Genomic DNA, 22,534 nt, shown 5'->3' with positions numbered 1-22,534 from the left:
CCCTCACTCTCGCGTCATGGCGCAGACGGCACACCCCCCATCCTTGTTGCACCAGCGATCGGTAAGCGACTGCTCATCCGGCGACAGCGACATTTCGTGTGTACTGCCGACACTGCTGCTCACGCGCGCGCTCCCGGAGACGAGCGTCCCGGTAAGCGATGCCGAATACGAGTACGCCGGGCTGTGTTCACTCAGGGTGCCGGAAACCGCCCCGCCATTCGCGCTCAACGTGACTGTCACGTCACGTGGCGGCCCACCGCCGCCCCACCATCCCGGCGCGCCCGGACACGCAGACGCGTGCCATCTCCCGCCAATACCCAACACGCGCTTCACCTCGTTCTCCGGCGGTTTCGCAACGTTGCCGCCAACTTGCCGGCAAACCTTGCAGCTCACGTCGGAAACATTCTTTCGCGTAATCGGCTGGGTTCCAAAGACGCGATCATCGCCTTGATTTCCCTGACTGAGAATCGTGAAGTAGGGTGTCCCGTCGACGTAGTAATCGACCTTGGCACACATCGGGCTGGTCGACGTGATCTTGATATCCGCCCCATAACTCCCCTTTGTGGATTCCGTCGGAACCACAACGATCGAGGCAGCACATGCCCCGACAATCTGCTGACAATCGCAGTTGTACCCCTGTGCCGACACCCCTATCGAGACGCCCGCCAACAACATGCCGAGCATGCTTCGCATCGCCGCCCCCTTCCGTTTTTATGCGATTGTATGAGCCACCACCCACGTGGGCATCCTCCATTTGACGGAGTGGCGCGCGTCGTGTCCGGCTGCGCTTCGTCGCAGCTGCCACGGGCTGATTCGACCGCTATGGCACAATCGCGGCTCTTGTCACAACATCGGAGTCACAACATGGCCCTCTACGAACTGCCGGAAGCCCGGCAAATTGCACGAACCTTCGTCCAGGAGCTCATCAAGGCTCAAGGCATTCCCCTGACAGGATCGAAGGGCGTCACCGACCCGGCAGCTTCTGGTGAACGCGATGCAGCGTATCTGCACAGCCTTCTCGAAAACCTGACCAAGAAACTCGCCGGCGGCTGAAACACAAACCACCCGCGCAATACCGCTGATGTCTACAACGCCCACGCCCCCTCTCGACTTCCTCTCGCACAATCGCGCCGCCTGGGACAAACAAGCGGCTGAAGTGCGCGAGTGGTCACGTCCTGTGAGTCCGGAAACGGTGGCGGCGGCCAAGCTCGGCAACTGGAACGTGCATCTCACGCCGCGTCCGTTGCCGAAGGACTGGCTGGGCGATGTTGCCGGGAAACGCATCCTCTGCCTCGCCTCCGCAGGCGGGCAGCAAGCCCCCGTGCTTGCGGCTGCCGGTGCGCTCGTGACCGTCTTCGACATCTCGGACGCGCAGCTTGAACAGGATCGCAAAGTCGCTGAGCGCGACGGCCTGACGCTAAACACCCGTCAAGGCGACATGCGCGATTTAAGCGCGTTCGATAACGCATCGTTCGACATCGTCTTTCACCCGATCTCGAATCTTTATGTGCCCGATGTGCGCCCGGTCTGGCGCGAATGCCATCGCGTATTGCAAGCCGGTGGCGCATTGCTCGCGAGTTTCTACAACCCGGTCGTGTTCATTGGTGACCGTGATCCCGACTTCGCGAAACAAGGCCTGATCCGTCCGCAATACAAACTGCCCTACTCCGATCTGAACGATCTGTCACCCGATCAGCTTCAAAAGAAGCGCGACGCCGGTGAAGCGTTGGTCTTCGGTCATTCACTCGGCGACTTGATCGGCGGACAACTCGACGCCGGCTTCGCCATCGAAGGGTTTTACGAAGACGATCAACCCAACCCGCGTTTCGTTGTCGATCGCTTCCTGCCCACGTTTCTCGCAACGCGCGCCCGCAAGCGCTAAAGCATCGCTGCCGTAACCGCGCGGCGGTCTGCGGCCGCCCGCCCCGCCGCTCTCTCCCCTCGACAAGAAAAGCAGAGTCCCGCCTCCAATTTCCGCCATTGGCAATCGCCACCGTCATTCGCTAGCATACGTTTCAAAGAAGTTCCGCCAAAAACGCATGACAACAATACGGAGCTATCAGATGCGATTACGCACGAGGGGACTTGGACTGGCGTACGGGAAATGGGCTCGCACGTTGCTGCCTGTTCTGCCAATGGCGCTCATCTGCGCCAGCGGCTGCACTACCGCTACCACCGCTACCACCGCTACCACTGCCGCAGCCGACACCTCGCCGGAAGAGTCGTCCGCCTGGCTCATTGGCCTTCTCAAAGCCAACAACGGCAAAGCGTTCTGCTTTCCGAAGGAAACCAGCGTCAGAACCGTCGCCAGCGTGCTGCGCGATTACGCCACGGCCCACCCCGAACTGAATAACCGGTTCTCCGATCCCGAGGCCATTCGGGTGATCGCCCGCACGTTCCCCTGTGCGCGAAACATCGGCAACATGGCAATGGAGGAACTTGGCGCATCGGGTGTACGCCGACTCGAAGTCACGCCGCAAGGCGAATATGCCAGCATCAATATGGCAAAGACGAACGCCACCGTGTTGCGATTGCAGCAAACGACAGGGCACGAAAACGATGCCATCATCGATGCCATCATCGCGAATCCTGCCGACCACGCGCCGCCCGTATTCTTCGCTCTCTCATCGGTGCTCTACCGGCAGGGCCGCGTGGCAGACGCACTGTTCTGGTACAACGCCGGACGCGTTCGCGGCTCGTTCGATGCGCGCATCTGCACCGACGTCTCGGCGATCAGCGCGATCACCGCCCTGATCGGAAAAACCCCCATCGAACTGCGGCGCGCGCAGGCAGACGATCTACCCCGTCTTCAGGCCATCGCGCAAAAGGTCGTCAAATGGGATGAGGCGACACCCTACCGCTACGACCATCGATGGATCAGCCTTCACGGGGCAAAAGCCGTTGTGAGCGGGTTGACCCCGGGCAAGTCGGATGGCAGACCCCTCACGTTGCCCAACGACCAGTGGCATGCCATCGCCGTCACCAACCGCGCAGATTTTATGAAGGCAGTCGACCAAGCAGTTCACGCCTCATCCGAAAGCAAACCGACGCAGTAATCTGCCGCCTCCACCTATGCGTTGCGCTCACACACGAGCGCAAACACCTCTGTGTCGACCAACACGCCGAGTTTGTTAAAGCTTTTGCGAAGCGTCCCCTCGTGAGTGAACCCGCACTTGGTCAGCAAGCGGGCGGACGCCGTGTTCCATGAGAACACCGTCGTCTCGCCACGAAACGAGGTGAACCGAATTCGCCATGATCCTCAGAAGAAGACTGGAAACAACACAACAAACCGATCATCCTCAAAAAAACACTGTACATTTAATCATTACTGTTTTTTTGTACAGTATCTTGTGCTACATTCCCTTCACCAATGTTCCTTGGGGAGTTGCATCGTGAGTGATCCGAAATCCGTCAAATTTATCGTCGTGCCCTATCGCAAAAACAAGGACGGCGCCTTGCAACCCGGCGAGCTTCGCCAAGCCAGTACCGAATTCGGCGCTGTACGTATCGCACAGGCCATGGCCTCGGGTTTTGCCGGCATCGCCGCCTACGAAGTGCTGGTCGATGACGAGTCCGGCACGATGGATTCGCCGCGGGTTCTGTTTCAGGAGGGCGCGATTCCGGCACTCGCCGAATAAGCTGACCGAGCAAACTAAGCAAACTTTCGTTTCTCCAGTCCGTGGCGCACCGCCACCGGCCCATGACTATTTAGCCGTCGCGGCGGCTTGCGTTTTTTTAGTCTTGAGTAGAAACGCTGCCCCGGTACACGCGATCATTGCGATGCCGGCAAGCAGAAACGTGTCGCTATACGCCATGAAAAGCGCCTCACGCATCACGCGCTGTTGCATCAGCGACAGCGCTGCTTCGCGCACATTGCCGGGCACACCGTGGCCGTGCGCCAGCCATCCGCTCAGCACCTGCATGCGCTCGCGAAACGCCTCCGCATAGAGCGTGACCGACTCGCCAATGCGCATCGCGTGCAGTTTCTGACGCTCCACGACAATCTGACTCGCCACCGCAATACCGATCGCCCCACCGACGTTGCGCACCATGTTGAAGACGCCCGATGCCGAGCCGACCTGCGCCCGCTCGATGCCGGCCACCGCCATCACCGACAACGCAATTACCACCAACGACTGTCCGATCCCTCGCACGATCAGCGACGGCACAATGACGTTGGTGCCCGAGTTCGCGTCGAGGTGGATGTTCATCAGGCAACCCGCCGCCACCAGCGCAAAGCCCAGAATGATGGTCGGTCGGGCACCGATCCGTCGCATGAGCGGTGGCGTCAGAAACGACATCACAAACTGCACGACGCCATACGGAATCATCGTCAGACCGATATCGCGTGCGCTGAAACCATGCAATTCGGCAAAGTAGTTCGGCACCAGAAACACCACCCCAAACACCACCGCACCGAACAAGAACTGCATCAGACTTGCCACACCGAAGTTGTATCGTCCCAGCAACCGCAGATTGATGAACGGCGTCTTGCGATGCCACTGCGTCCACACGAACACGCCCAACCCCACGACCGCAACGATCGCCAGTTGCGTGATTTCGTGCGACGCAAACCAGTCCTTGCGACCGCCCTCCTCCAGCACGATCTGTAACGCACTCAAACCGACAGCCATCGCTCCGATGCCGAACCAGTCGGCTCGTTTGAGCTGATCGAGATGCACGGGCGCTGGCTTGATCGCCCAACCGATGGCGGCAAGTAACGCCAGGCCCGGTGGAATCTGCAAATAGAAGATCCAGCGCCATGAGTACATGTCGGTGAGCCACCCGCCCAACGACGGCCCCGCCGCCTGCGCCACGTTGTTGGCAACGGCGAAAAGCGCCATACCCAACGGATGTCGCGACACCGGCAACTCGGACACGATCAACTGAAACGACATCGGAATCAGCACCCCGCCGAAGGCGCCCTGTAACGCCCGCGCCGCGATCATCGTATTGATATCGGGCGCAAGCGAACACGCCAGCGAAAAGACCAGAAAGCCGCTGGTGCCAACCACCAGCACGCGCCTCGCCGAGAACACCGACACCAGCCATCCGGTCAACGGAATCACGATGATTTCCGCCACGAGATACGCCGTGGTGATCCACGAGCCCTCTTCAAAACTGGCACCGAGCGAGCCACGAATATCCGGTAACGAGGCGTTCGTCACATGCACGTTCATGCCCGCCATGAAGCAACCGAACACGCCCCCCAGCACCGCAACCCAAGCCCGCAGCGACACATGCTCGGAAGGTTTTTCCGATGCTTCATCACCCGCGCCCGGCGTGGACGATGCCGTACTCATTGCGCCGCCCCTTTGTCCGACTGCTGATCAGGACGCGAGTCAGAACGTGTATCGACGCGAGCGATCACTGACATGCCGGGGCGAAGTGCGGGCACGCCTCGCCCGCCGTTCTGCGTTCGATCCAATCGAATCTTCACGGGAATACGCTGCACGATCTTGGTGAAGTTACCCGTCGCGTTGTCGGGTGGCAGTAACGCGAATTCCGCCCCCGAGCCCGGCGCGAAGCCCGTCACGCGGCCATGCAGCGCGTGCTCGGGAAACGCGTCGATATCGATATCGACGGGCTGCCCCGGCTGCATGCGCGTGATCTGCGTTTCCTTGAAATTGGCGACCACATACACGTCATCGAGTGGCACCAGCGCGAGCAACGGCGTGCCGGTCTCGACGTATTGCCCTGCCCGTACCGTGCGCTGACCGACGGTGCCGTCGCGGCTTGCACGCACCGTCGTGTGCACAAGATCGTTCTCCGCCAACACGAGCGCTGCCTGTGCTGCGGTGAGCTGCGCCTGCGCTTGTGCAATCGCCGCCTTGCTTTGCTCGCGACGCCGTGCAAGCACGGTCTGCTGCGCCACTTGTGTATCACCGGCCGCCCGCGTCCGCGCCAGTGCCGACAGCGCCTTGCTCGCTTCGGCAGCAGCTTGTTCCCAGCGCTGCTGGCTGGCGGCCCCATCGCTAAGCAGATCGCGATAGCGTGCGGCATCGGCGGTCTGTCGCCGCGCTTCGGCGCTCGCACCTGCCACCTCCGCCTGCGCCTGTGCGATCACGCTGCGTTGGCGCGTTAGCTCCGCGTCCAGCGTCGCCGCCGCATCGGTCTGCGCCTGCACGTCGGCCGTCGCCGCCTGCACTGCCGCCTGCGCCCGCGTCACGCGTGCGCGGTAGTCGCGATCGTCAAGCTGCACCAGCACATCGCCGTGCTTCACGCGCTGGTTATCGTCCACCACAACCTGACTGACGTAACCGGCCACGCGCGGACTGACGGTGACGGTATCGGCGCGCACGTAGGCATCGTCGGTCGACTGGAAGAAGCGGCCGGTCAGCCACCAATGTGCGCCACCTGCGATGGCGGCAACGCTCAGAGCCGCACCGGCGGCAAGCATCCACGTCTTCCGGCGCACACGCAGTGGCTGACCGGGCAAGGCTACAGAACTCATGACAAGACTCTCGAAGAAAGGTCGGGCAAAGAAAGGGAAGCCGTGCACGTCGCGTCGGTGGCATCGGCTTCAGGGCGAGCGCAGTCAGTCAGACAGCGTCGCCTTTTCAGGGGGAGATCCGGGCAGCGTCAGCGCGCTGCCGTTTTGTGAGGAACCGGCTGGGGTAGCGCCTCTGCATCGGGCTGCCATCCGCCACCCAAGGCGCGGAAAACGGCCACCTGATCGTCGGCAACGCGCAGCGTGCTTTGCGCCAGCGCCGCATCGGCAACGGCGAGCGAGCGTTGCGCGTCAAGCAGTTCGAGGAAGTCGATGGCACCCGCCCGATAACTGCGCTCGGCCAGCATCAGCGCCTGTGCGTGTTGCGCGCGGGATGCCCGCAACGCATCACGGCGAGCCCATTGCGCGCCGTAGTGCGTGAGCGCTTGCTCGGTTTCCTTGAGTGCGACCAGCACGCGCGCGTCGAATGCCGCAAGCGAGGCGATGTCATCTGCCCTAGCGGCGGCCAGACGCGCGCGGCTGGCCGTCATGTTCGGGATCTGCCAGCGGATGAGCGGGCCTACGCCCCAGCTCACGCTATAACGATTGCCCAGCGATGCGAGACTGCCCGATGTCGATAACCACGCTACGCCGCCACCCAGCGAAATACCCGGATAGAGGTCTGCTGTTGCCACCCCGACACGCGCGGTCGCCGCCGCGAGCCGTCGCTCCATCGCGCGCAGATCGGGCCGCCGCTGCAACAAGCTCGCACCATCGCCCACGGGAAATGGCTGTGCAAGCGCAGGCACTCGCTGACACTGCTCGGCTGGCGCCGGCAACGCCGCCGGGGGCTGCCCGGTGAGCACGGCAAGTTCATAGAGCGCGGCACGCCGGTTACCCTCAAGCACCGGCAAGCTCGCGCGGGTGTCGTCGACAAACGCCTGAGCGCGAATGACTTCGAGCGTTGAGACCAAGCCACGCACCTGCTGTGTGCGTGTCAGGTCGGCAATATGCGTGGCGATATCGAGCGTGCGCTGCGCCACGTCGCGCTGCTGCGCAAAGCCGCAGGCCTGCGCGTAAGCCGCCACCGTCTGTGCGGCGACCACCACTTGCATCGCCTGCGCGTCGGCAAGCGAAGCGTCCGCTTCCGCCTCGGCAGCATCGATCGCATGCCCTACACGGCCCCAGAGATCGACTTCCCACGACAGCGCAAACGACGGTGCCCAGGCCCATCGGGTGTTGGCCTGCGTGCCACGACTGGCGGCGACGGTCTGATCGGCGGCAGGTTTGCCGTACTGCACGCCAAACGAAGCGTCAGTCTGTGGCAGCCGCATGGCGCCGGTTTCGTCAAAGACCGCCCGCGCCTGCTGCACGCGCGCTGCTGCGACCGCGAGATCGCGGTTCTGCGTGAGCGCGTCGCGCACGAGTGCGTCGAGTACCGGGTCTTGATACAGGCGCCACCAGTGCGTTGGCACGTCGCCCGTCGTGACCGGGGCTGGCGGGGCTGGGAGGAGTTGGGAAGCTTGTGATAGCGAAGCAAACGCCCCCTGCGTCCCGGTCGTCGGCTCGGGGGCGTGATAAGCCGGTCCCACGCTACATCCAGCAAGACAGGTGAGCGCAATAGCCAGTGATGAAACAAGTGATGACAAACGAGGCAAAACAGCCCCGGAGACAGCAGAAGCGACAAGAACCATGGCAGGGAGCAGCGAGCAGACAAATCAGGAGATCCGATGGTATGGTGAACACCGCGCGGCAATCGCGCGAAGACTGCACATTCATCGTCGCAAAATGGACATCCTGATTGACATTCACACGGGCAGCGCCCCGCCCCCCGTCGCCATCGTGGCGACCGATCCGCCCTCCCGCGCAGCCTATCCCATGCACTCGCATCGCCACGGCCAACTGATTCACGCCATCGCTGGCGTGATGATCGTGCGCACGAACGAAGGCAGTTGGGTCGTGCCGACGGGACGCGCCGTCTGGGTGCCCGGTAGCACTGAACACGCCATCGAAATGGCCGGTGAAGTGCAGATGCGCACCGTGTTCGTTGCCCCCGGCGTGCGCACCGCGTTGCCGGCCAAATGCCGCGTGATTACCGTCACCCCGCTGCTGCGAGCGTTGATTCTGGCCGCCGGGACACTGACCCCGGCAGCGGTGATGTCCGACGTGCACTGCCGCGACGGACGCGTCGTGGCCCTCATGCTCGACGAGATCGAACAAGCGCCCGCGCTCTCGCTGCATGTACCAATGCCGCAACACCCTGCGCTTGTCGCCTTGTGCACGGTGCTGATTCACGATCCGTCGCAACCGGTCACGCTGGCCGGCTGGGCACAGACTGCGCATATGAACGAGCGCACCCTCGCGCGCACCTTCAAGCGCGAGACGGGTATGACCCACGGTGCTTGGTGCCGCCATGCGCGGCTGCTGCTCAGTCTGCCGAGGCTGGCCACCGGCACGCCGATCCTGACGCTGGCGCTCGAACACGGCTACGACAGCCCTAGCGCTTTCGCTGCCATGTTTCGCAAAACCCTCGGCGTGCCGCCGAGTGAATACTTCCGCGAACGTTGACGGTAGCGGGTGACAGCGCTGATCGCCGTTGCGGCAGTTGTAGCCGTTGTAGCGATGGCAGAAGCTAGCGGCGTCGAAGTCGTTGAAGTTGTCCGGATCGCGACGACGACAGGCCGCATTGCGAGCGCACTCAGCGGTACCGCGTCGATAGAGTGATGTTGATCCGATATCCTCTTCACCGACGCTGGCCGGTACTGCCGGCAGGCCTTTATCCGATGGATCTTCTTCACTGCATGCGGACATTCGTCATTCTGGCGGACGCCGGAAGTTTTTCGCGCACCGCGCAACGCCTCGATCAAACCCCGTCGCAAGTCACGCGCGCCATTTCCGCCCTCGAAGCGCATCTGGGCATCCGGCTCCTGCATCGCACGACGCGCTCGATGGCACTCACGGAAGCCGGCCAGCGTTATCTGTCGCGAACGCGGGCCGTGCTCGACGCGGTCGAACTCAGCGAGCGCGAAGCGCAAGGGGCAGCGCACCACCCAAGGGGGCGCCTACGCGTGCATTGCAGCGCGAGCATCGCCAACTGCTTTTTGATTCCGCTGGCCGAGCCGTTTCAACGGGCCTACCCCGACGTACGCGTCGACCTGACCATCGCGCCGCGGCTGCCGGATCTGGTGCGAGACCAGTACGACGTCGCGCTCGTGGTGAGCGCTGCGTTACCGCCCTCGGATCTGGTCGGTATCGATCTCGGCCCGATTCGCAGCGTGTTCTGCGCCTCGCCCGAGTATGTGGAGACGTACGGTCTGCCGCGCTCGCCGCAGGATCTGGTGACCCATCGGTGTCTGCAATTGGTCGCGCCATCGTACGACGACCGGCTCTGGCGATTTTCCGGTGAAGATGATGATCCCCTCGCCATCGACCCGGTGCTCACGGTGGATACCGCCGCGTCGTTGGTGATCGCAGCGCGCGAAGGCGTGGGTATCGCGCTGCTGCCCTCGTTCGTCGTGGTCGACGATTTACGCGAAGGCCGTCTTGTGCCGCTGTTACCGCAATGCGCATCGGCCAGCGTCAATCTTTACTTGCTCTACGCCTCGCGCCAGCATCTCGACGCGAAGATCCGCGTTTGGGTCGACTTTATGCGCGACCCGATACGCCAGCAGTTGCACGCGTCGGCCGGGCATAGCAGCAACGGTGCACCCAACGGCTAATGCTTGCGGCTCGCTGGCTCGTGGCTCGCTGCATTACTCAGGCCGCGACGGACGGGCAATCGCATCGAACGTGCGGGTCTGACGCGGATGCTGCAAGTCGCGCGTATCGAGCGCACGTTGGGTCGCGGCAACATCCTGAGCGCTCGGACCCGGCTGCGCGCCGTTGCGCTCGCTCGCGACACGGTTGATGGCTTCGCTGGCCGATTGCGCGTCGGCAACAGGTGCCGAGGCACGGAGCCCGGTCGACGGATGCAGCGCTGGTGCAGCCTGATTCCCCTGACGAATGCTGCCGAGATCACTGGCGCCGAGATACGACTGGGCGCTGGCGTTGCCGCCGAACAATGCGACAGCCAGACACAGGCAGACAGCGATGAAGTTGGTGCGGATCATATGGGCCCCCGTTTGGCTGGGTCGACGACCTGTGGTCATCGGTTGTGGGTCTTTCGACATGACTGAATTGTCTCAGCCGAAAAGCCATTTGTCGCCCGCACAAATCACAGTTGCGCCACCGTTGCATCACCGTTCAACCCGCCCCCGAGGGGTATCCCCAACCCTGTCATTTCCGGTAGTTTCTTCTGCTACACTGCGCAAAAAATGGGCCTCAGGCCCACGGGATAGCAAGTGATGACGGGGGATCCCATGTCGGACGACATCAGTTTTCGACGCGCGTCGGACGCCGTTCAGGCAGTCGGCGCCGGGCAGGCAGACTGGCTCGACGTTGTGCAGACCGCGCGCGACTTTCTCGGCGCGGAGGCGGCCACGTTCCTGTGCCACGATAAACAAAGCCGCTCGGTGCGATTCATCGAACAGGCGGGGCACGAAGATAGCCTGATTCAGGAATATGCGCAGCATTACTACCAGTACGACGACTCGACCCGCCGCTTCTGGGACGCCCCCGCCGGTACCTGGTACGACTCGTCCATCGCGCTCAAACACGAGTCGCCGAACGACCGCGTGTTCTGGAACGAATTCATGCGCCCGTACCAGCTTCAACAACTGGTCGGCGTCGTCATCTGCAACGACAGCGACGTGCTCACCGCCCTGAGCATCCAGCGCATGCATGTGGTCGAACCGAACTTCGCCCATGCCGCGCGCATCGCCGAATATGAACGCCTGCTGGCAGCGGCGTTCGCCGCACGGCGCGCCGCTACCCGCATGAGCCTCGATGCACTCGGCCAGATGCTCGACCCGACTCGCGAAGGTTTTCTCATTGCCTCGCCCGACGGCTGGACACTCGACGCCGCCGCAGGTCTCGACGTGCTGCTCGGCAGCCCCGACTGCCAACTCGTGCTCAAACAACGACGCCTCACGCACCGGCAGTCCGAATGGCAGGCACGACTCGCCGCGACGCTCGCCGAAGTGAGTACTACCGGGGTGGCCGCATCGCTCGTGGTCCCCGACTCATGGGGCCATGCGTTCCGGCTGACGTTGCGCCCGCTCGGCAACAACATGAATCACGGACTGCGCTCGGCGGTCGGCATTCGGGTGGAACGGCGCAGCATCTTCAACGTGCCGACCGAGGCCGCGCTGCGCGAACACTTCGCCCTCACGCGGGCCGAGGCGCGCCTGTTTCATCACCTCGTAGCAGGTCTCACGATTGGCGAATGCAGCGATGTGCTGCAACTGGGCACGAGTACGCTGCGCACCCAGCTGTCGGCGATTCTGCGCAAGACCGGGTGCCATCGTCAGGGGGAATTGCTGCGTCTCGCCGCCATGCTCAGCCCGTGATCGCGGACTGAGCGCGGACTGAGCGCGGCGTGATCAGGCCTTGAGTACGGTGGCGCGCGTGCAATTGCGGCCAGCTTGTTTGGCCAGATAGAGTTGCTCGTCGGCGGCGCGCAGAATCGCCTCGCCACTCTCGCTTTCGGCGGCCAGTCCGGTCGCCGCCCCCACGCTCACCGTCACCGTACCCATTGCGCTGCCCGTATGGGCAATTTGCAGGCGCTCGATGTCGCGCCGGATTTGCTCGGCCATCTTCGCCGCCCCCGCCGCCGGCGTGTCGGGCATGACCACGGCAAATTCTTCGCCGCCGAAGCGCGCGGCCATATCGGCGTCGCGGCGCATGTGCCCGGCGATGTTATGTGCCACCGCCCGCAACACGTCGTCACCCACGGCATGGCCGTATTCGTCGTTGAAGTGCTTGAAGTAATCGACGTCGATGAACAGCACCGACAGCGACGTGCCCGAACGTTGCGCCCGGCGCCACTCCAGCGCGAGCTTGCTGTCCAGCGCGCGACGGTTGCTCAGCCCCGTAAGACCGTCGGTCACCGACAGACTCGCGAGCCGTGTCATGGCCGTGGTGCGCATTCGAATCGCCGCGACCAGCAGCCACGACCCGGCAATCAGGGTGGCCGCGCAGGCCAGCGCAATCGAACCGAAGGTCGCCACGTTCCAGCGCCATTCGCGCATCGTGCCCGTGGTCAACGGTGTGATCACCACATACAACGATGCCCCGGGCACCCGCACCGACCGGTAGTCATGGGCACGTGCCCCTGCGGGAAACGACAACGCCGTGAGCAGATCGCCATCGCGCGTGGCATTACCGGGCAACCTCACGACGGTCCCTGGCAGCGCGTCGCCACAGGGCGCACACGCCAGCACGGTGCCCTTGTCTTCCACGATCTGGATGGTCTTGACGTCGATCGACTCGACCTCCGTCACCAGATTCTGGAAGTGATCGAGACGCAGGGCGATGACCGCCACCCCCGCAAACGAATGGTCCGGTGCGTTCACGCGGCGTGTGAGCGCGACCGACAACAGGCCGCCATGTACGCGCGAGGCATACGGCTGCGAGATGTACAGGCCAAGCGAGGGGTTGCCCAGATGCGAGCGGAAGTAGTCGCGATCGGAGACATCGACCAGCCGGTCGGAATCCGGATGCAGCGGGGCCGCGATCTTGCCCGACTTGTCGACCACGTAAGCATCGTCGAGAAAATCGCGGCTCAGCATTTGGCCGAATCGCACGCGGTCGCGCACCCGGTCGGTAAAGAGCGGCGTGGCGGGGTTTTCCGCGTCGCGCACCATGTCTTTGAGCAGGGTGTCGTAGACGGCGATGTTGCCGCCCAGACTGGTCGCGACCACGGTCGCCGCGCTCTGGGCGCGGTCCAGCGTGGACTCGATCCGCCCCTCGCGGTTGTTCTCGAGCGAGATGGCCACGCCGATCAGGATAGCCAGCGCGATGACCGTGCCGACGATGCCGATCATGACCGGCCGGCGGTCGAACTTGTCGACCACCCGCCGCAAGCGCTTGCCTGCCCAGATCTGAAGACGGTGAGGGCCTGAAGGTGTCGACATGCCCGTCCTTTCCTCGCGAGAAGATGAGGTATTCTAATGCGCGTCACCCCGATCCATCATCGTATTTCATTACCGCCTTCCGGACCCCTCCCATGACCGAGTGCTACGCGTACCTGAGCCGTGCCCTGCCCGACCTGGATCCGCTCATGCTCTCGAAGATCATCGTCAACTCACGGGGTTTCAACGCGACTTATGGCATCACCGGGGTACTGCTCTACGACGGCGTCACGTTCTATCAATACATCGAAGGCCCGAGCGAGCCGCTCGCCGACGCGCGCCAGCGCATCGAGGCCTCGCAACATCATGACGACATTCAGGTGCTGCTCGACGGCACACCCCATACGCCCGGCGCTTTCCCGACCTGGAGTCTGGGCTATCTGATGCTCGACACCCCGGCGCAGGCCCTGCGTGCCTTCGTCATGCCGGCCGATCATGCCGCGCTGGTGGCCGCGTTTGCCAGCCTCGCCGAAAAATCGGACGCGATGTAACCTGCTTCGTCGCAAGCCAACGACAGGCCAACAACAAAACGCCGGGCAGCCCCCCAGAGGTGCCCGGCGTTTTTCGTTACATCAAAGGCGCTTGCCAACCGCAGGATCAGGTGGCCCCGATCCTGCGATGCGGCTCCGTCTTAGCGCTCGACCTGACGGTTCCAGCGCTGGTCCCATTGGGCACGGCGTTGGTTGATGGCGTCCCAGTCCACGGTCTTGATGTCTTTGACCAGATCGTCGATCTTGCCCAGACGCTTTTGCATCGAGGCCGGCACGGTGGCCTGCGGATTGGTCGGGATGTAAGCGCCCGCCGCTGCGGCCAGCGTTTGACCGCGTGCCGACAGCAGGTACTGCGCCAGCTTCTGCGCCAAGGCGTTGTCCGGGCTGTTCTTCACCACGCACAGGTCGACCAGCAACTGCACCGCGCCTTCCTTCGGCGCCACGTAGGCCACCGGGATGTTCTTGTCCTGAAGGTCGCTGACGGCCGTCGGCGTGAGCGGGAAGATGGCAGCTTCACCCGTCTGAATCATTTCCGAGAGCTTGGCCGAATTCGGGATGTACTCGACCACGTTCGGGCCGACGGTCGTCGCCCACTTGGTGAAGCCCGGTTCGACATTGGTCTCGCTGCCGCCCCAGATACGGTTGAGCGCCAGGAAGCCATGCAGACCGAACGTGCTGCTCGATGCCGACTGGAACACCACCTTGCCCTTGAACTTCGGATCGGCAAAGTCGGTCCACGAGGTCGGCGCCGCCCAGCCCTTCTCCTTGAAGATCTTGGTGTTGTAGCCAATGCCGGTCATGCCCAGTTGAACGCCTGCGCCCATGTCATCTTTCACGCGAGCGAACGGGTACAACTCCTTGAGCACGGGCGAGTCGTCGAGCTTCTGGCACACGCCCATGCTGATGGCGCGCGCCATCACGCCGTCGTCGAGAAACACGACGTGCATCTGCGGGCTGTTACGGTTGGCGAGCAGCTTGGCCAGCACGTCCGACGACGTGCCCGGCACCACCACGACCTTCACGTTGTTGGCCTTCTCGAACTCCGGAAAGACCTGGCTCGTGTAGGCCTTTTCCATCGGGCCGCCGTTCATGCCGATGTAGAGCGTTTTGGCCTGCGACCAGGCTGCGCTGCTCGTGCCCAGTGCCAGCGCCGCAGCGCACATGACGACCTTCTTGGATAGCTTCATCGTGGTTCTCCTTGCGTTTCGAGAGGTAAGGAACGTATGAGTGACGTTTTTTGACGTTGAGTGATTGCGTAACTAGTGAAATAGCGAGCGACTGCGTGATGCGTCAGGCAAGCGCAGCGTTCGACGCCACCTGAGTGAAACGGTCGATCCCGAAGGCATCGAGTGGCGTGACGGTCTCGCCTTGCGTCACGAGATCGGCCAGCACTTCGCCCACGCCCGGGGCCAACAGGAAACCGCCGCCCGAGAAGCCAAACGCGTGCAGCAGGCGCGGTGTGGTGCGACTCGCGCCGATGATCGGGTTGTTGTCAGGCGTTTCGCCCTCCACCCCGCTCCACGTGCGAATGAGCAGCGCGTTGCGCAAGGCGGGCACCAGCGCGCAGGCTTCGCGCATGACCGCGCGTGTGGTGTCGGCGGACGGCTGGGCGTACTCGCCGTTGCCGGTACCGCGTCCGCCGCCGATCACGCAGTTGCCCCGTTCGACCTGACGCGCATACACACCGCCGCCATACACGCCGAGGTTGTGACCGATGCATTTCGGCAACGGCTCAGTGACCCACATGTTCGGATAGATGGGATGCATCGGCACACGCTCACCAAACGTACCGGCGATGTGATTGGCCCACGCGCCCGACGTGTTGAGCAACCAGTCAGCGCTCACACGCAACGTGTCGCCCTCGGCCGGTTGCGCGCTCAGTTGAAAGCGCACACCGTCGTGAGCGATGGCGGTAATCGGTGTGCGTTCGCGCACGTCGGCACCGAGTGCCCGTGCAGCGCGCGCGAAGGCAGGCGACACGAGACGCGGGTTAGCGTGGCCATCGCTCAGGCACAACGAGCCGCCGACCGCACCGTCGCCCAGCCACGGAAACCGTTGCCGGAACGCCGCGCCACGAAACACTTCCGTTTCCAGACCGTGCGTGCGGGCCATCGCCGACCATGCATCAAGCGGTTCAAGATCGGCCTCGCGGCGGGCCAGCCGCAGATGACCCGAGCGCACGAATTCGCCATCGATGCCGACCAGTTCGGGCAAGCGGTCCCACAGACGGCGAGCGCGCATGGCCAGCGGCAGTTGTTCTTCCGGACGGCCCTGACAGCGCACGCCGCCGTAGTTCACGCCGCTTGCCTGCGCGCCGCAGTAACGCCGTTCGAAGAGCGCCACGCGCAGGCCACGTTCGGCCAGCGCACGGGCCGCCGATGCGCCGACGAGGCCACCACCAGCCACCACTACGTCGTAGTGCAAGGTCTCACTCATCGCGCGCCTCCTCGGGAATGGCGGCGACGTTTTCGTCAAAAAGCATCGGGGCAATCGGAATCGGTTTGATGGGAGCTTGGGCACGCAGGCGTCCGACCTGCGAGAGCGTCTGACCCGTTGCTTCAGCCAGCAGATGGCAGGCCGCTTCGCCGCACATGCGGCCCTGACAACGGCCCATGCCCACGCGAGTCAACGCCTTCAGCCGGTTGATCTCTGTCACACCATCGTGGCGCACGCATTCGCGCAACGTGCGCGCGTCGATCTCTTCACAGCGGCACACCAACATGTCGTCGGGCCACTGGGCCGACGGGTCAGCGGGCAACGCAAACGCCTGCTCGATGCCGACGCGAAAACGCCGGATACTCGCGAGGCGTCGTTCAAGCGCGAGCGCGTCCGGGGCATCGGGAAGCGACGGTGCAGCGATGCCGAGGTCTTCGAGCATCGCGAGGGCCACACGACGGCCAGCCATCTCGGCGGCATCGGCACCGGCGATACCGGCGCCGTCCCCCGCCAGATAGATGCCCGCTTGCGAACTGCGGCCCGCCGCGTCGCGCTCCGGCAGCCAGCACTGATTCAGATCGTCGAAGACAAAGTGGCAGCCGGCGAGATCGGCCAGTTGCGTCTCGGGACGCAGCCCGAAACCCAGACCGAGTGCGCTGCACCCCAGTGTGTGCTCACGTCCGTCGCGCTGCCAGCGAATGGCTCGCACGCCGGCGGTTCCATCGATACCGTTCAGCGTCACGCCGTGTTCGATACGAACGCCACGCGCACGCAGCCAGCCGACGTAATAGAGGCCCTTCGCAAACGTGCCAGGCTGGTTGAGCAGACGTGGCGTCGCTCTCACCTGCGCGGCGAATTCGCTGGTGTCGAGCACGGCAACGACGTTAGCGCCCGCTTTCACGTATTGATACGCGACGAGGTACAGCAACGGCCCGGTGCCCGCGAAGACCACGCGCTCGCCGATGGCACAGCCTTGGGCCTTGAGCGCCACTTGCGCGCCGCCCAGTGTGTACACGCCCGGCAGCGTCCAGCCGGGGACCGGCAAGACGCGATCGGTCGCGCCGCTGGCGATGAGCAGATGCGTGAACGGCACCGCGATCTCGCGGCCCGCATGCATCGTGTGAAGACGTTGCCCACGGCTCGCGCCCTGCGACGCATTCACTGCATCGGCCGATGGGTCCGCCGGATCGCACGCCCAGACGAGCGTGTCGGGGCGGTAGTCGATCTGCGGCAGCAGCGCCGCCATCGTGGTGTGGACGGCATCCGCCTTCGCCGCCTCGAAACCGTAGAGCGTCTGCTTACTTCGGGCAAAGCCTGCGTCGGCCGGCGGCTGACGGTAGATCTGGCCGCCCCAGCGGGCATTTTCGTCGAGCACGATCGGGCGAATGCCCGCTGCGACGAGTGTCTGCGCCGCGCGAATACCGGCCGGGCCGGCGCCGACGATCACCACCTCAGGGCGCGCGCTCATGCCTGACCTCCGGGCGTTGCCTTGGCAGACTCGGCGGAATCGGTGGACTCGGTGGACTCGCCGTCGTTTGCAGTCGATGCAATCGCTGCGTTCGTCACGATGCGCATGCCCGGACGCACGAGCGTCGAGCACGCGCGCAGACGTGTCAGTTGTTGAGGTTTCGCGGCGGTGTGACCACGTGCGGCATCAGCCACGTCAGCGGTATCCACGGAATCCGCCTCGCAGCGCACCCAGCAATCCTGACAGGCACCAATCAGGCAAAAGCCTGCACGCGGTGCACCATTGAATTCGCTGATGCGCACGTGACGCTGATGCATGAGGATGGCCGTGAGCACCGTGTCGCCAGTGAGTGCTTGCACGGGCGCGCCATCGAGATAAAACGTGACCGGCGCGCGCGAGGTCTCGGCCAGACGCGCCAGTTGCGGGGAATGTTGCAGATCTTGCATGAGGCGGGACATGAGAAGTCTCTGTGAGCGCTCGCTCAGTGCTGACCGATCAAAATGCGGTTCAGGCCGTAGACGCGGTCGAGCAACAACATCGCGCCCAGCGTGATGACGATCACGAGTGCCGACACCGACGCCATCATCGGGTCGATCGATTCGGTCGCGTACATGTACATGCGCACCGGCAACGTGATGGTCTGCGGCGACGTGATGAACACCGACATCGTCAGTTCATCGAAGCTGTTGATGAACGCCAGCAGCCAGCCCCCCGTAATACCCGGCAGAATCATCGGCATGGTGACGCGGCGAAACGTCGTCCACGACCCGGCGCCCAGCGACGCGGCGGCATGCTCCACGCTGCGATCGAGCCCGCTGATCGATGCGAGCACGAGCCGCATGATGAACGGCGTGATCACGATCATGTGAGCGAACGTCAGCGCAGCGAACGACCCCGTCACACCGAGCATCGCGAAGAAACGCAGCAGTGCGATGCCGAGCACCAGCCCCGGAATGACCAGCGGCGAGAGCAGCAGACCGTTGAGGAAATTACGCCCCGGAAACCGGGCCCGGCCGATGGCCAGCGCCGCCGGCAGCGAGATCAACAGCGACAGCGTGGCCGACAGGAACGCGAGCTTCAGGCTCGTGAAAAACGAGGCAATGAAGTCCGGATAGTCGAGAATCGCGCGGAACCAGCGCAGCGAGAAGCCGTGCGTGGGCAGCGAGAGCGTTTCTTCCGGCGTGAAGGCAACGAGCGTCACGATGATCAGCGGCGCGAGCACGAAGAGAATGACGAGCGTGTGGAACGCGAGCGCCAGAGGACTGTTTTTACGCATGATGGTGGCAGTAGAGTTCGGTTCTGCGGTCGCTGCGCTTAACCCATGCTGCGCGCGTAACGGCGCTCAAGCACGCGGTAGTAGGTCAGCATCACGATCAGGTTTGCCACGAGCAGCAGCACGGCGATAGTGGCGCCCAGCGGCCAGTTGAGCGAGCTGAGAAACTGGTCGTACACGGCCGTCGCCGCCACTTTCAGACGTCGTCCGCCCAGCAGACTCGGAATCGCAAACGCGCTGGCCGACAAGCCGAACACCATCAGGCTGCCCGACAGAATGCCCGGCACCAGTTGCGGCAACACGATGCGGCGCAGCGTCGTAGCGGGCGAGGCCATCAGCGACAGCGCCGCGTTCTCCGTCTGCGGGTCGAGGCGTTGCAGTGACGTCCACACCGGAATCACCATGAACGGCAGCATCACGTGCACCAGCGCCACGACGATGGCGAAGTTCGTGTACTCCATCTTGTACGGGCCCATGCCGACAAACGCGAACGCCTGATTGATCAGGCCGCCGGAGCTGAGCAGCATGCTCCAGCCGAACGCGCGCACCACGATCGAGACCAGCAGTGGCGAGAGAATCACGAGCAGGAAGATCGAGCGCCACGGGTCGCCCATGCGCGAGAGCACGTAGGCTTCGAACGTGCCCACAACGGCACAGACCGCCGTGACCGTCAGCGAGATGCCGAACGTGCGCAGAAAGATCGTGTGGAAGTACGAATCGAACAGGACTTCGGCGTAGTTATCGAACTGGAACGCCGCAATCGGGCCGCTGGCCGGATCGAACTGATAGAACGTGAGGGCAAGCGTCATCAACAACGGAATGAGCACCAAAGCCGTGAACAACAGCATAGCCGGGGCGCTCATCACCCACAGCGGCAGATAGGCATGCCACGGCGCGCGCGCCTTGGGTGCCGGTGCCGCCCGCGTCACTTGCAGCGTCTCAGCCATGAGCCGGACCTCCCACCGCGGTCGATGCTGCCGCAGTTGTCGATGCTGCTGGCGCGATGAAGCGCACCGCTTCCGTATGCCAGTCGAGGCCAACCGATGCCCCTTCCGTCAGCGGCTCGCCGCCTTCGTTCTGGCAACACACCAGCACTTCGCCCAACGCGCTGTCGACGCGGTACAGCCACTGGCTGCCGAGGAAGAAGCGGCTCGTCACCGTCGCCGACACACGGCCCGCGTTCGGCGCACACAGACGCACCTTTTCCGGACGCAGGCACAACGTAATAGCGTCGCCCACGGCCACACTGCGCTCACGCGGCGAGAGGTCGGCGAGCGGCGCGCGCTGCATGATCTTGCCAGTGAGTTTGCCGTCGAGTTCCACATGCAGATGGTCGCCATCGCGTGCCGACACGCGGCCCGCCAGCATGTTGGCCTTGCCGATGAACTGCGAGACGAACTGATTTTCCGGGCGCTCGTAGGCGCGGTACGGCGTGTCGACCTGCGTGATGCGGCCCGCTTCCATCACGACCACACGGTCGCTGATCGAGAGCGCTTCCGACTGATCGTGCGTGACCATGATCGTGGTCGTACCGATCTTGCGCTGGATCGAGCGAAGTTCGAACTGCATGTCTTCGCGCAGCTTGGCGTCGAGGTTCGACATCGGTTCGTCGAGCAGCAGCACGGGCGGCGCGATCACCACGGCACGCGCAATCGCCACGCGCTGGCGCTGACCGCCCGACAACTCGCGCGGGAACCGATGACCCAGTGCATCGAGGCGCACCAGGGCGAGCGCTTCGCGAATCCGGTCTTGACGTTCGGTCTTGTCGATGCCGCGCATCTCCAGACCGAAGCCGACGTTGTCTGCCACCGTCATGTGCGGGAACAACGCGTAGCTCTGGAACACGATGCCCAGCCCGCGCTTGTTGGGGCGCATGTTCGTGATGTCGCGCCCGTCGAGCGTAATGCGCCCGGTCGTGGCTTCCACAAAGCCGGCGATCATCTGGAGCGTGGTCGTCTTGCCGCAGCCCGAAGGGCCGAGCAGCGAGACAAACTCGCCCTTCTCCACCGAGAGATTGACGTTCGAGACAGCATTCAATTCGCCGAACGTTTTGGAGACATCCGTCAGAGTCAGAAAAGACATGGTCACTACCTTCGGGCGCGTGAGCACCGCAGTTGATGCAATTGCATCGAACAGTAGCGAGCCAAATTCCTTGCCGCAAGATAACGATTCCATGAAACGAGATAAATTTTATGATTATTTCGTTTGGCGGAATATATACGCGAATGCGTTAGGCATTTGTTTCGCGTCAGCGTCTCGGGATAATCCCTAATTTATGATGATTATTCAATGTTTTCGCGGTTTCCGACGCATCGCGGCTGTTTTCAAGTCGTAGCCGGTTGCGATAGTATTTCGTTTGACGGAATAATTCGAGACCCTAATGCGCACTTCCGATTCACCCCGCGAGGCCAATGCGCCCGCAGCCACCGACGCCACCGGCGCGGGGATTCTGCAACGCACCTTCGCTGTCATCCGCGCACTTGGCGTCGCTAAGCCCGAAGGCGAGCGCGTCACGCATATCGCCAAGGCGGTCGGGCTCAGTCAGGCTACCGTCCACCGCATTCTGCATGCCCTGATTGCCGAGCAAGTCGTCGAGCAGGACGAAACCTCCAAGCTCTATCGGCTGAGTGTCGACTTCTTCGCCATGGCGGCGCAGGCCGGCAACCCGAGCGGCATGCGCACGCTCTGCCGCCCGTCGCTGCTGCGCTTGTGCGCCAGCCTCGGCGACACGATCTTTCTGCTGGTGCGCAGCAGCTTCGATGCCGTGTGTCTCGACATGTGCGAGGGCCCGTTCCCGATCCGGTCGTTTACCGGCGACATTGGCGGGCGGGTGGCGCTGGGGGTCGGTCAGGGCAGTCTGGCGATTCTTGCTTTTCTGCCCGAAGCCGAGCGTGAAGAAATCATCCGCTTCAACGTGCCACGCCTGCGGGGTTACGGTGTGCTTGACGAGGTGTATCTGCGCACGGAGATCGAGCGCGTGCGGCAGTTGGGGTATGCGGGCAGCAACAGTGGCGTGCTCGAAGGCATGGCGGGCGTCGCCGTGCCGATCTTCGACCGCACCGGACATGCCGTGGCCGCGCTGAGTATCGGCACACTGGCGGCGAGACTCTCACAAGACCGTTTGCCCATGGTGGTGGAACTGCTGCGGCGTCAGGCGGAGCTGATCGGCCCGCAGACCAACCCGTTCGACGTCGCCATGCGCCGGCCCATGCATGGGCTCACGCGCGCGCTGACGACCGAGCCGCTTGCCTGAGCGGCATGGCGTGATTCGGCGGGGAAGCACAAGAATTTGATGGCCGAAAATGGCTAGCGGTGATGACGCAGGCCTGCAAGAATGGCGCGTTGCACGTCGCCCCCACCTTTAGGGCTTTAGGGCTTTAGGGCTTTAGGGCTTTAGGGCTTTAGGGCTTTCGACCTTCCGACTTC

General features: G+C 63.5%; 22 protein-coding genes. 9 read left to right on the top strand and 13 right to left on the bottom strand.

Annotation, left to right across the window (positions count from 1 at the left end; translation table 11 throughout):
- Positions 1-3: 3 nt before the first annotated feature.
- The gene (locus AT302_RS09375; RefSeq protein ID WP_157125738.1) at positions 4-693 is read right to left on the bottom strand and encodes a hypothetical protein; all 690 of its coding nucleotides are present in this window, start codon (positions 691-693) and stop codon (positions 4-6) included.
- 171 nt (positions 694-864) lie between these two features.
- Between AT302_RS09375 and AT302_RS09370 the strand changes: the two genes are divergently transcribed.
- From AT302_RS09370 to AT302_RS09355, 4 genes are all read left to right on the top strand, one after another.
- Positions 865-1,053: a hypothetical protein gene (locus AT302_RS09370; protein ID WP_058378210.1), complete on the top strand. Its 189-nt coding sequence runs from the start codon at positions 865-867 to the stop codon at positions 1,051-1,053.
- Between the two features lie 28 nt (positions 1,054-1,081).
- Positions 1,082-1,882: a class I SAM-dependent methyltransferase gene (locus tag AT302_RS09365; RefSeq protein ID WP_058378209.1), complete on the top strand. Its 801-nt coding sequence runs from the start codon at positions 1,082-1,084 to the stop codon at positions 1,880-1,882.
- Positions 1,883-2,117: 235 nt separating this feature from the next.
- Complete coding sequence (locus AT302_RS09360; protein ID WP_157125737.1) at positions 2,118-3,056, top strand: Rap1a/Tai family immunity protein; 939 nt, start codon at positions 2,118-2,120, stop codon at positions 3,054-3,056.
- 336 nt (positions 3,057-3,392) lie between these two features.
- On the top strand, positions 3,393-3,638 hold the full coding sequence (locus tag AT302_RS09355) for a hypothetical protein (protein WP_058378207.1): 246 nt from the start codon (positions 3,393-3,395) through the stop codon (positions 3,636-3,638).
- Between the two features lie 66 nt (positions 3,639-3,704).
- Here the strand turns inward: AT302_RS09355 and AT302_RS09350 are convergent, their stop codons facing one another.
- The 3 genes from AT302_RS09350 to AT302_RS09340 form a co-directional block, all read right to left on the bottom strand.
- Positions 3,705-5,303 carry an MDR family MFS transporter gene (locus AT302_RS09350; RefSeq protein ID WP_058378206.1) on the bottom strand — a complete coding sequence of 533 codons (1,599 nt, stop codon included), beginning with the start codon at positions 5,301-5,303 and terminating at the stop codon, positions 3,705-3,707.
- Positions 5,300-6,454, bottom strand: a complete 1,155-nt coding sequence (locus AT302_RS09345; RefSeq protein ID WP_058378205.1) for an HlyD family secretion protein — start codon at positions 6,452-6,454, stop codon at positions 5,300-5,302. The genes AT302_RS09350 and AT302_RS09345 overlap by 4 nt, the downstream gene beginning before the upstream one ends.
- Positions 6,455-6,582: 128 nt before the next feature.
- A complete protein-coding gene (locus tag AT302_RS09340; protein ID WP_058378204.1) occupies positions 6,583-8,124 on the bottom strand; it encodes an efflux transporter outer membrane subunit in 1,542 nt (513 codons plus the stop codon).
- 94 nt (positions 8,125-8,218) lie between these two features.
- On the opposite strand from AT302_RS09340, the gene AT302_RS09335 reads away from it, so the two are divergent.
- The gene (locus AT302_RS09335) at positions 8,219-8,998 is read left to right on the top strand and encodes an AraC family transcriptional regulator (RefSeq protein ID WP_058378203.1); all 780 of its coding nucleotides are present in this window, start codon (positions 8,219-8,221) and stop codon (positions 8,996-8,998) included.
- 233 nt (positions 8,999-9,231) lie between these two features.
- Complete coding sequence (locus AT302_RS09330; protein ID WP_167365789.1) at positions 9,232-10,149, top strand: LysR family transcriptional regulator; 918 nt, start codon at positions 9,232-9,234, stop codon at positions 10,147-10,149.
- A gap of 33 nt (positions 10,150-10,182) precedes the next feature.
- Here the strand turns inward: AT302_RS09330 and AT302_RS09325 are convergent, their stop codons facing one another.
- Entirely contained in the window at positions 10,183-10,539 is a 357-nt protein-coding gene (locus tag AT302_RS09325) for a hypothetical protein (RefSeq protein WP_058378201.1), read from the bottom strand.
- Between the two features lie 249 nt (positions 10,540-10,788).
- Here AT302_RS09325 and AT302_RS09320 point away from each other — a divergent pair, with 249 nt between their 5' ends.
- Complete coding sequence (locus tag AT302_RS09320; protein ID WP_157125736.1) at positions 10,789-11,877, top strand: helix-turn-helix transcriptional regulator; 1,089 nt, start codon at positions 10,789-10,791, stop codon at positions 11,875-11,877.
- A gap of 33 nt (positions 11,878-11,910) precedes the next feature.
- Here the strand turns inward: AT302_RS09320 and AT302_RS09315 are convergent, their stop codons facing one another.
- Entirely contained in the window at positions 11,911-13,443 is a 1,533-nt protein-coding gene (locus AT302_RS09315) for a GGDEF domain-containing protein (RefSeq protein WP_058378199.1), read from the bottom strand.
- Positions 13,444-13,535: 92 nt separating this feature from the next.
- Between AT302_RS09315 and AT302_RS09310 the strand changes: the two genes are divergently transcribed.
- The gene (locus AT302_RS09310) at positions 13,536-13,931 is read left to right on the top strand and encodes a BLUF domain-containing protein (RefSeq protein ID WP_058378198.1); all 396 of its coding nucleotides are present in this window, start codon (positions 13,536-13,538) and stop codon (positions 13,929-13,931) included.
- Positions 13,932-14,071: 140 nt separating this feature from the next.
- On the opposite strand, the gene AT302_RS09305 is transcribed toward AT302_RS09310, so the two are convergent.
- The 7 genes from AT302_RS09305 to AT302_RS09275 all read right to left on the bottom strand — a co-directional run bounded on the left by AT302_RS09305 (position 14,072) and on the right by AT302_RS09275 (position 21,190).
- The gene (locus AT302_RS09305; RefSeq protein ID WP_058378197.1) at positions 14,072-15,118 is read right to left on the bottom strand and encodes an ABC transporter substrate-binding protein; all 1,047 of its coding nucleotides are present in this window, start codon (positions 15,116-15,118) and stop codon (positions 14,072-14,074) included.
- 103 nt (positions 15,119-15,221) lie between these two features.
- A complete protein-coding gene (locus AT302_RS09300; RefSeq protein WP_058378196.1) occupies positions 15,222-16,367 on the bottom strand; it encodes an NAD(P)/FAD-dependent oxidoreductase in 1,146 nt (381 codons plus the stop codon).
- On the bottom strand, positions 16,360-17,835 hold the full coding sequence (locus AT302_RS09295) for an FAD/NAD(P)-dependent oxidoreductase (protein ID WP_058378195.1): 1,476 nt from the start codon (positions 17,833-17,835) through the stop codon (positions 16,360-16,362). Before AT302_RS09295 ends, AT302_RS09300 begins: the two co-directional genes overlap by 8 nt.
- Positions 17,832-18,293: a (2Fe-2S)-binding protein gene (locus AT302_RS09290; protein ID WP_058378194.1), complete on the bottom strand. Its 462-nt coding sequence runs from the start codon at positions 18,291-18,293 to the stop codon at positions 17,832-17,834. The genes AT302_RS09295 and AT302_RS09290 overlap by 4 nt, the downstream gene beginning before the upstream one ends.
- 23 nt (positions 18,294-18,316) lie before the next feature.
- Positions 18,317-19,111: an ABC transporter permease gene (locus AT302_RS09285; RefSeq protein ID WP_058378193.1), complete on the bottom strand. Its 795-nt coding sequence runs from the start codon at positions 19,109-19,111 to the stop codon at positions 18,317-18,319.
- Positions 19,112-19,149: 38 nt separating this feature from the next.
- Complete coding sequence (locus AT302_RS09280) at positions 19,150-20,055, bottom strand: ABC transporter permease (RefSeq protein ID WP_058378192.1); 906 nt, start codon at positions 20,053-20,055, stop codon at positions 19,150-19,152.
- Positions 20,048-21,190, bottom strand: a complete 1,143-nt coding sequence (locus AT302_RS09275) for an ABC transporter ATP-binding protein (RefSeq protein ID WP_058380208.1) — start codon at positions 21,188-21,190, stop codon at positions 20,048-20,050. Before AT302_RS09275 ends, AT302_RS09280 begins: the two co-directional genes overlap by 8 nt.
- Positions 21,191-21,488: 298 nt before the next feature.
- Between AT302_RS09275 and AT302_RS09270 the strand changes: the two genes are divergently transcribed.
- Positions 21,489-22,361 carry an IclR family transcriptional regulator gene (locus AT302_RS09270; protein WP_058378191.1) on the top strand — a complete coding sequence of 291 codons (873 nt, stop codon included), beginning with the start codon at positions 21,489-21,491 and terminating at the stop codon, positions 22,359-22,361.
- Positions 22,362-22,534 lie beyond the last annotated feature (173 nt).

It is taken from the genome of Pandoraea norimbergensis, from assembly GCF_001465545.3.
In the GTDB taxonomy this organism is placed as follows: Bacteria; Pseudomonadota; Gammaproteobacteria; order Burkholderiales; family Burkholderiaceae; genus Pandoraea; species Pandoraea norimbergensis.
This window is presented reverse-complemented; position numbering and strand designations above follow the sequence as displayed.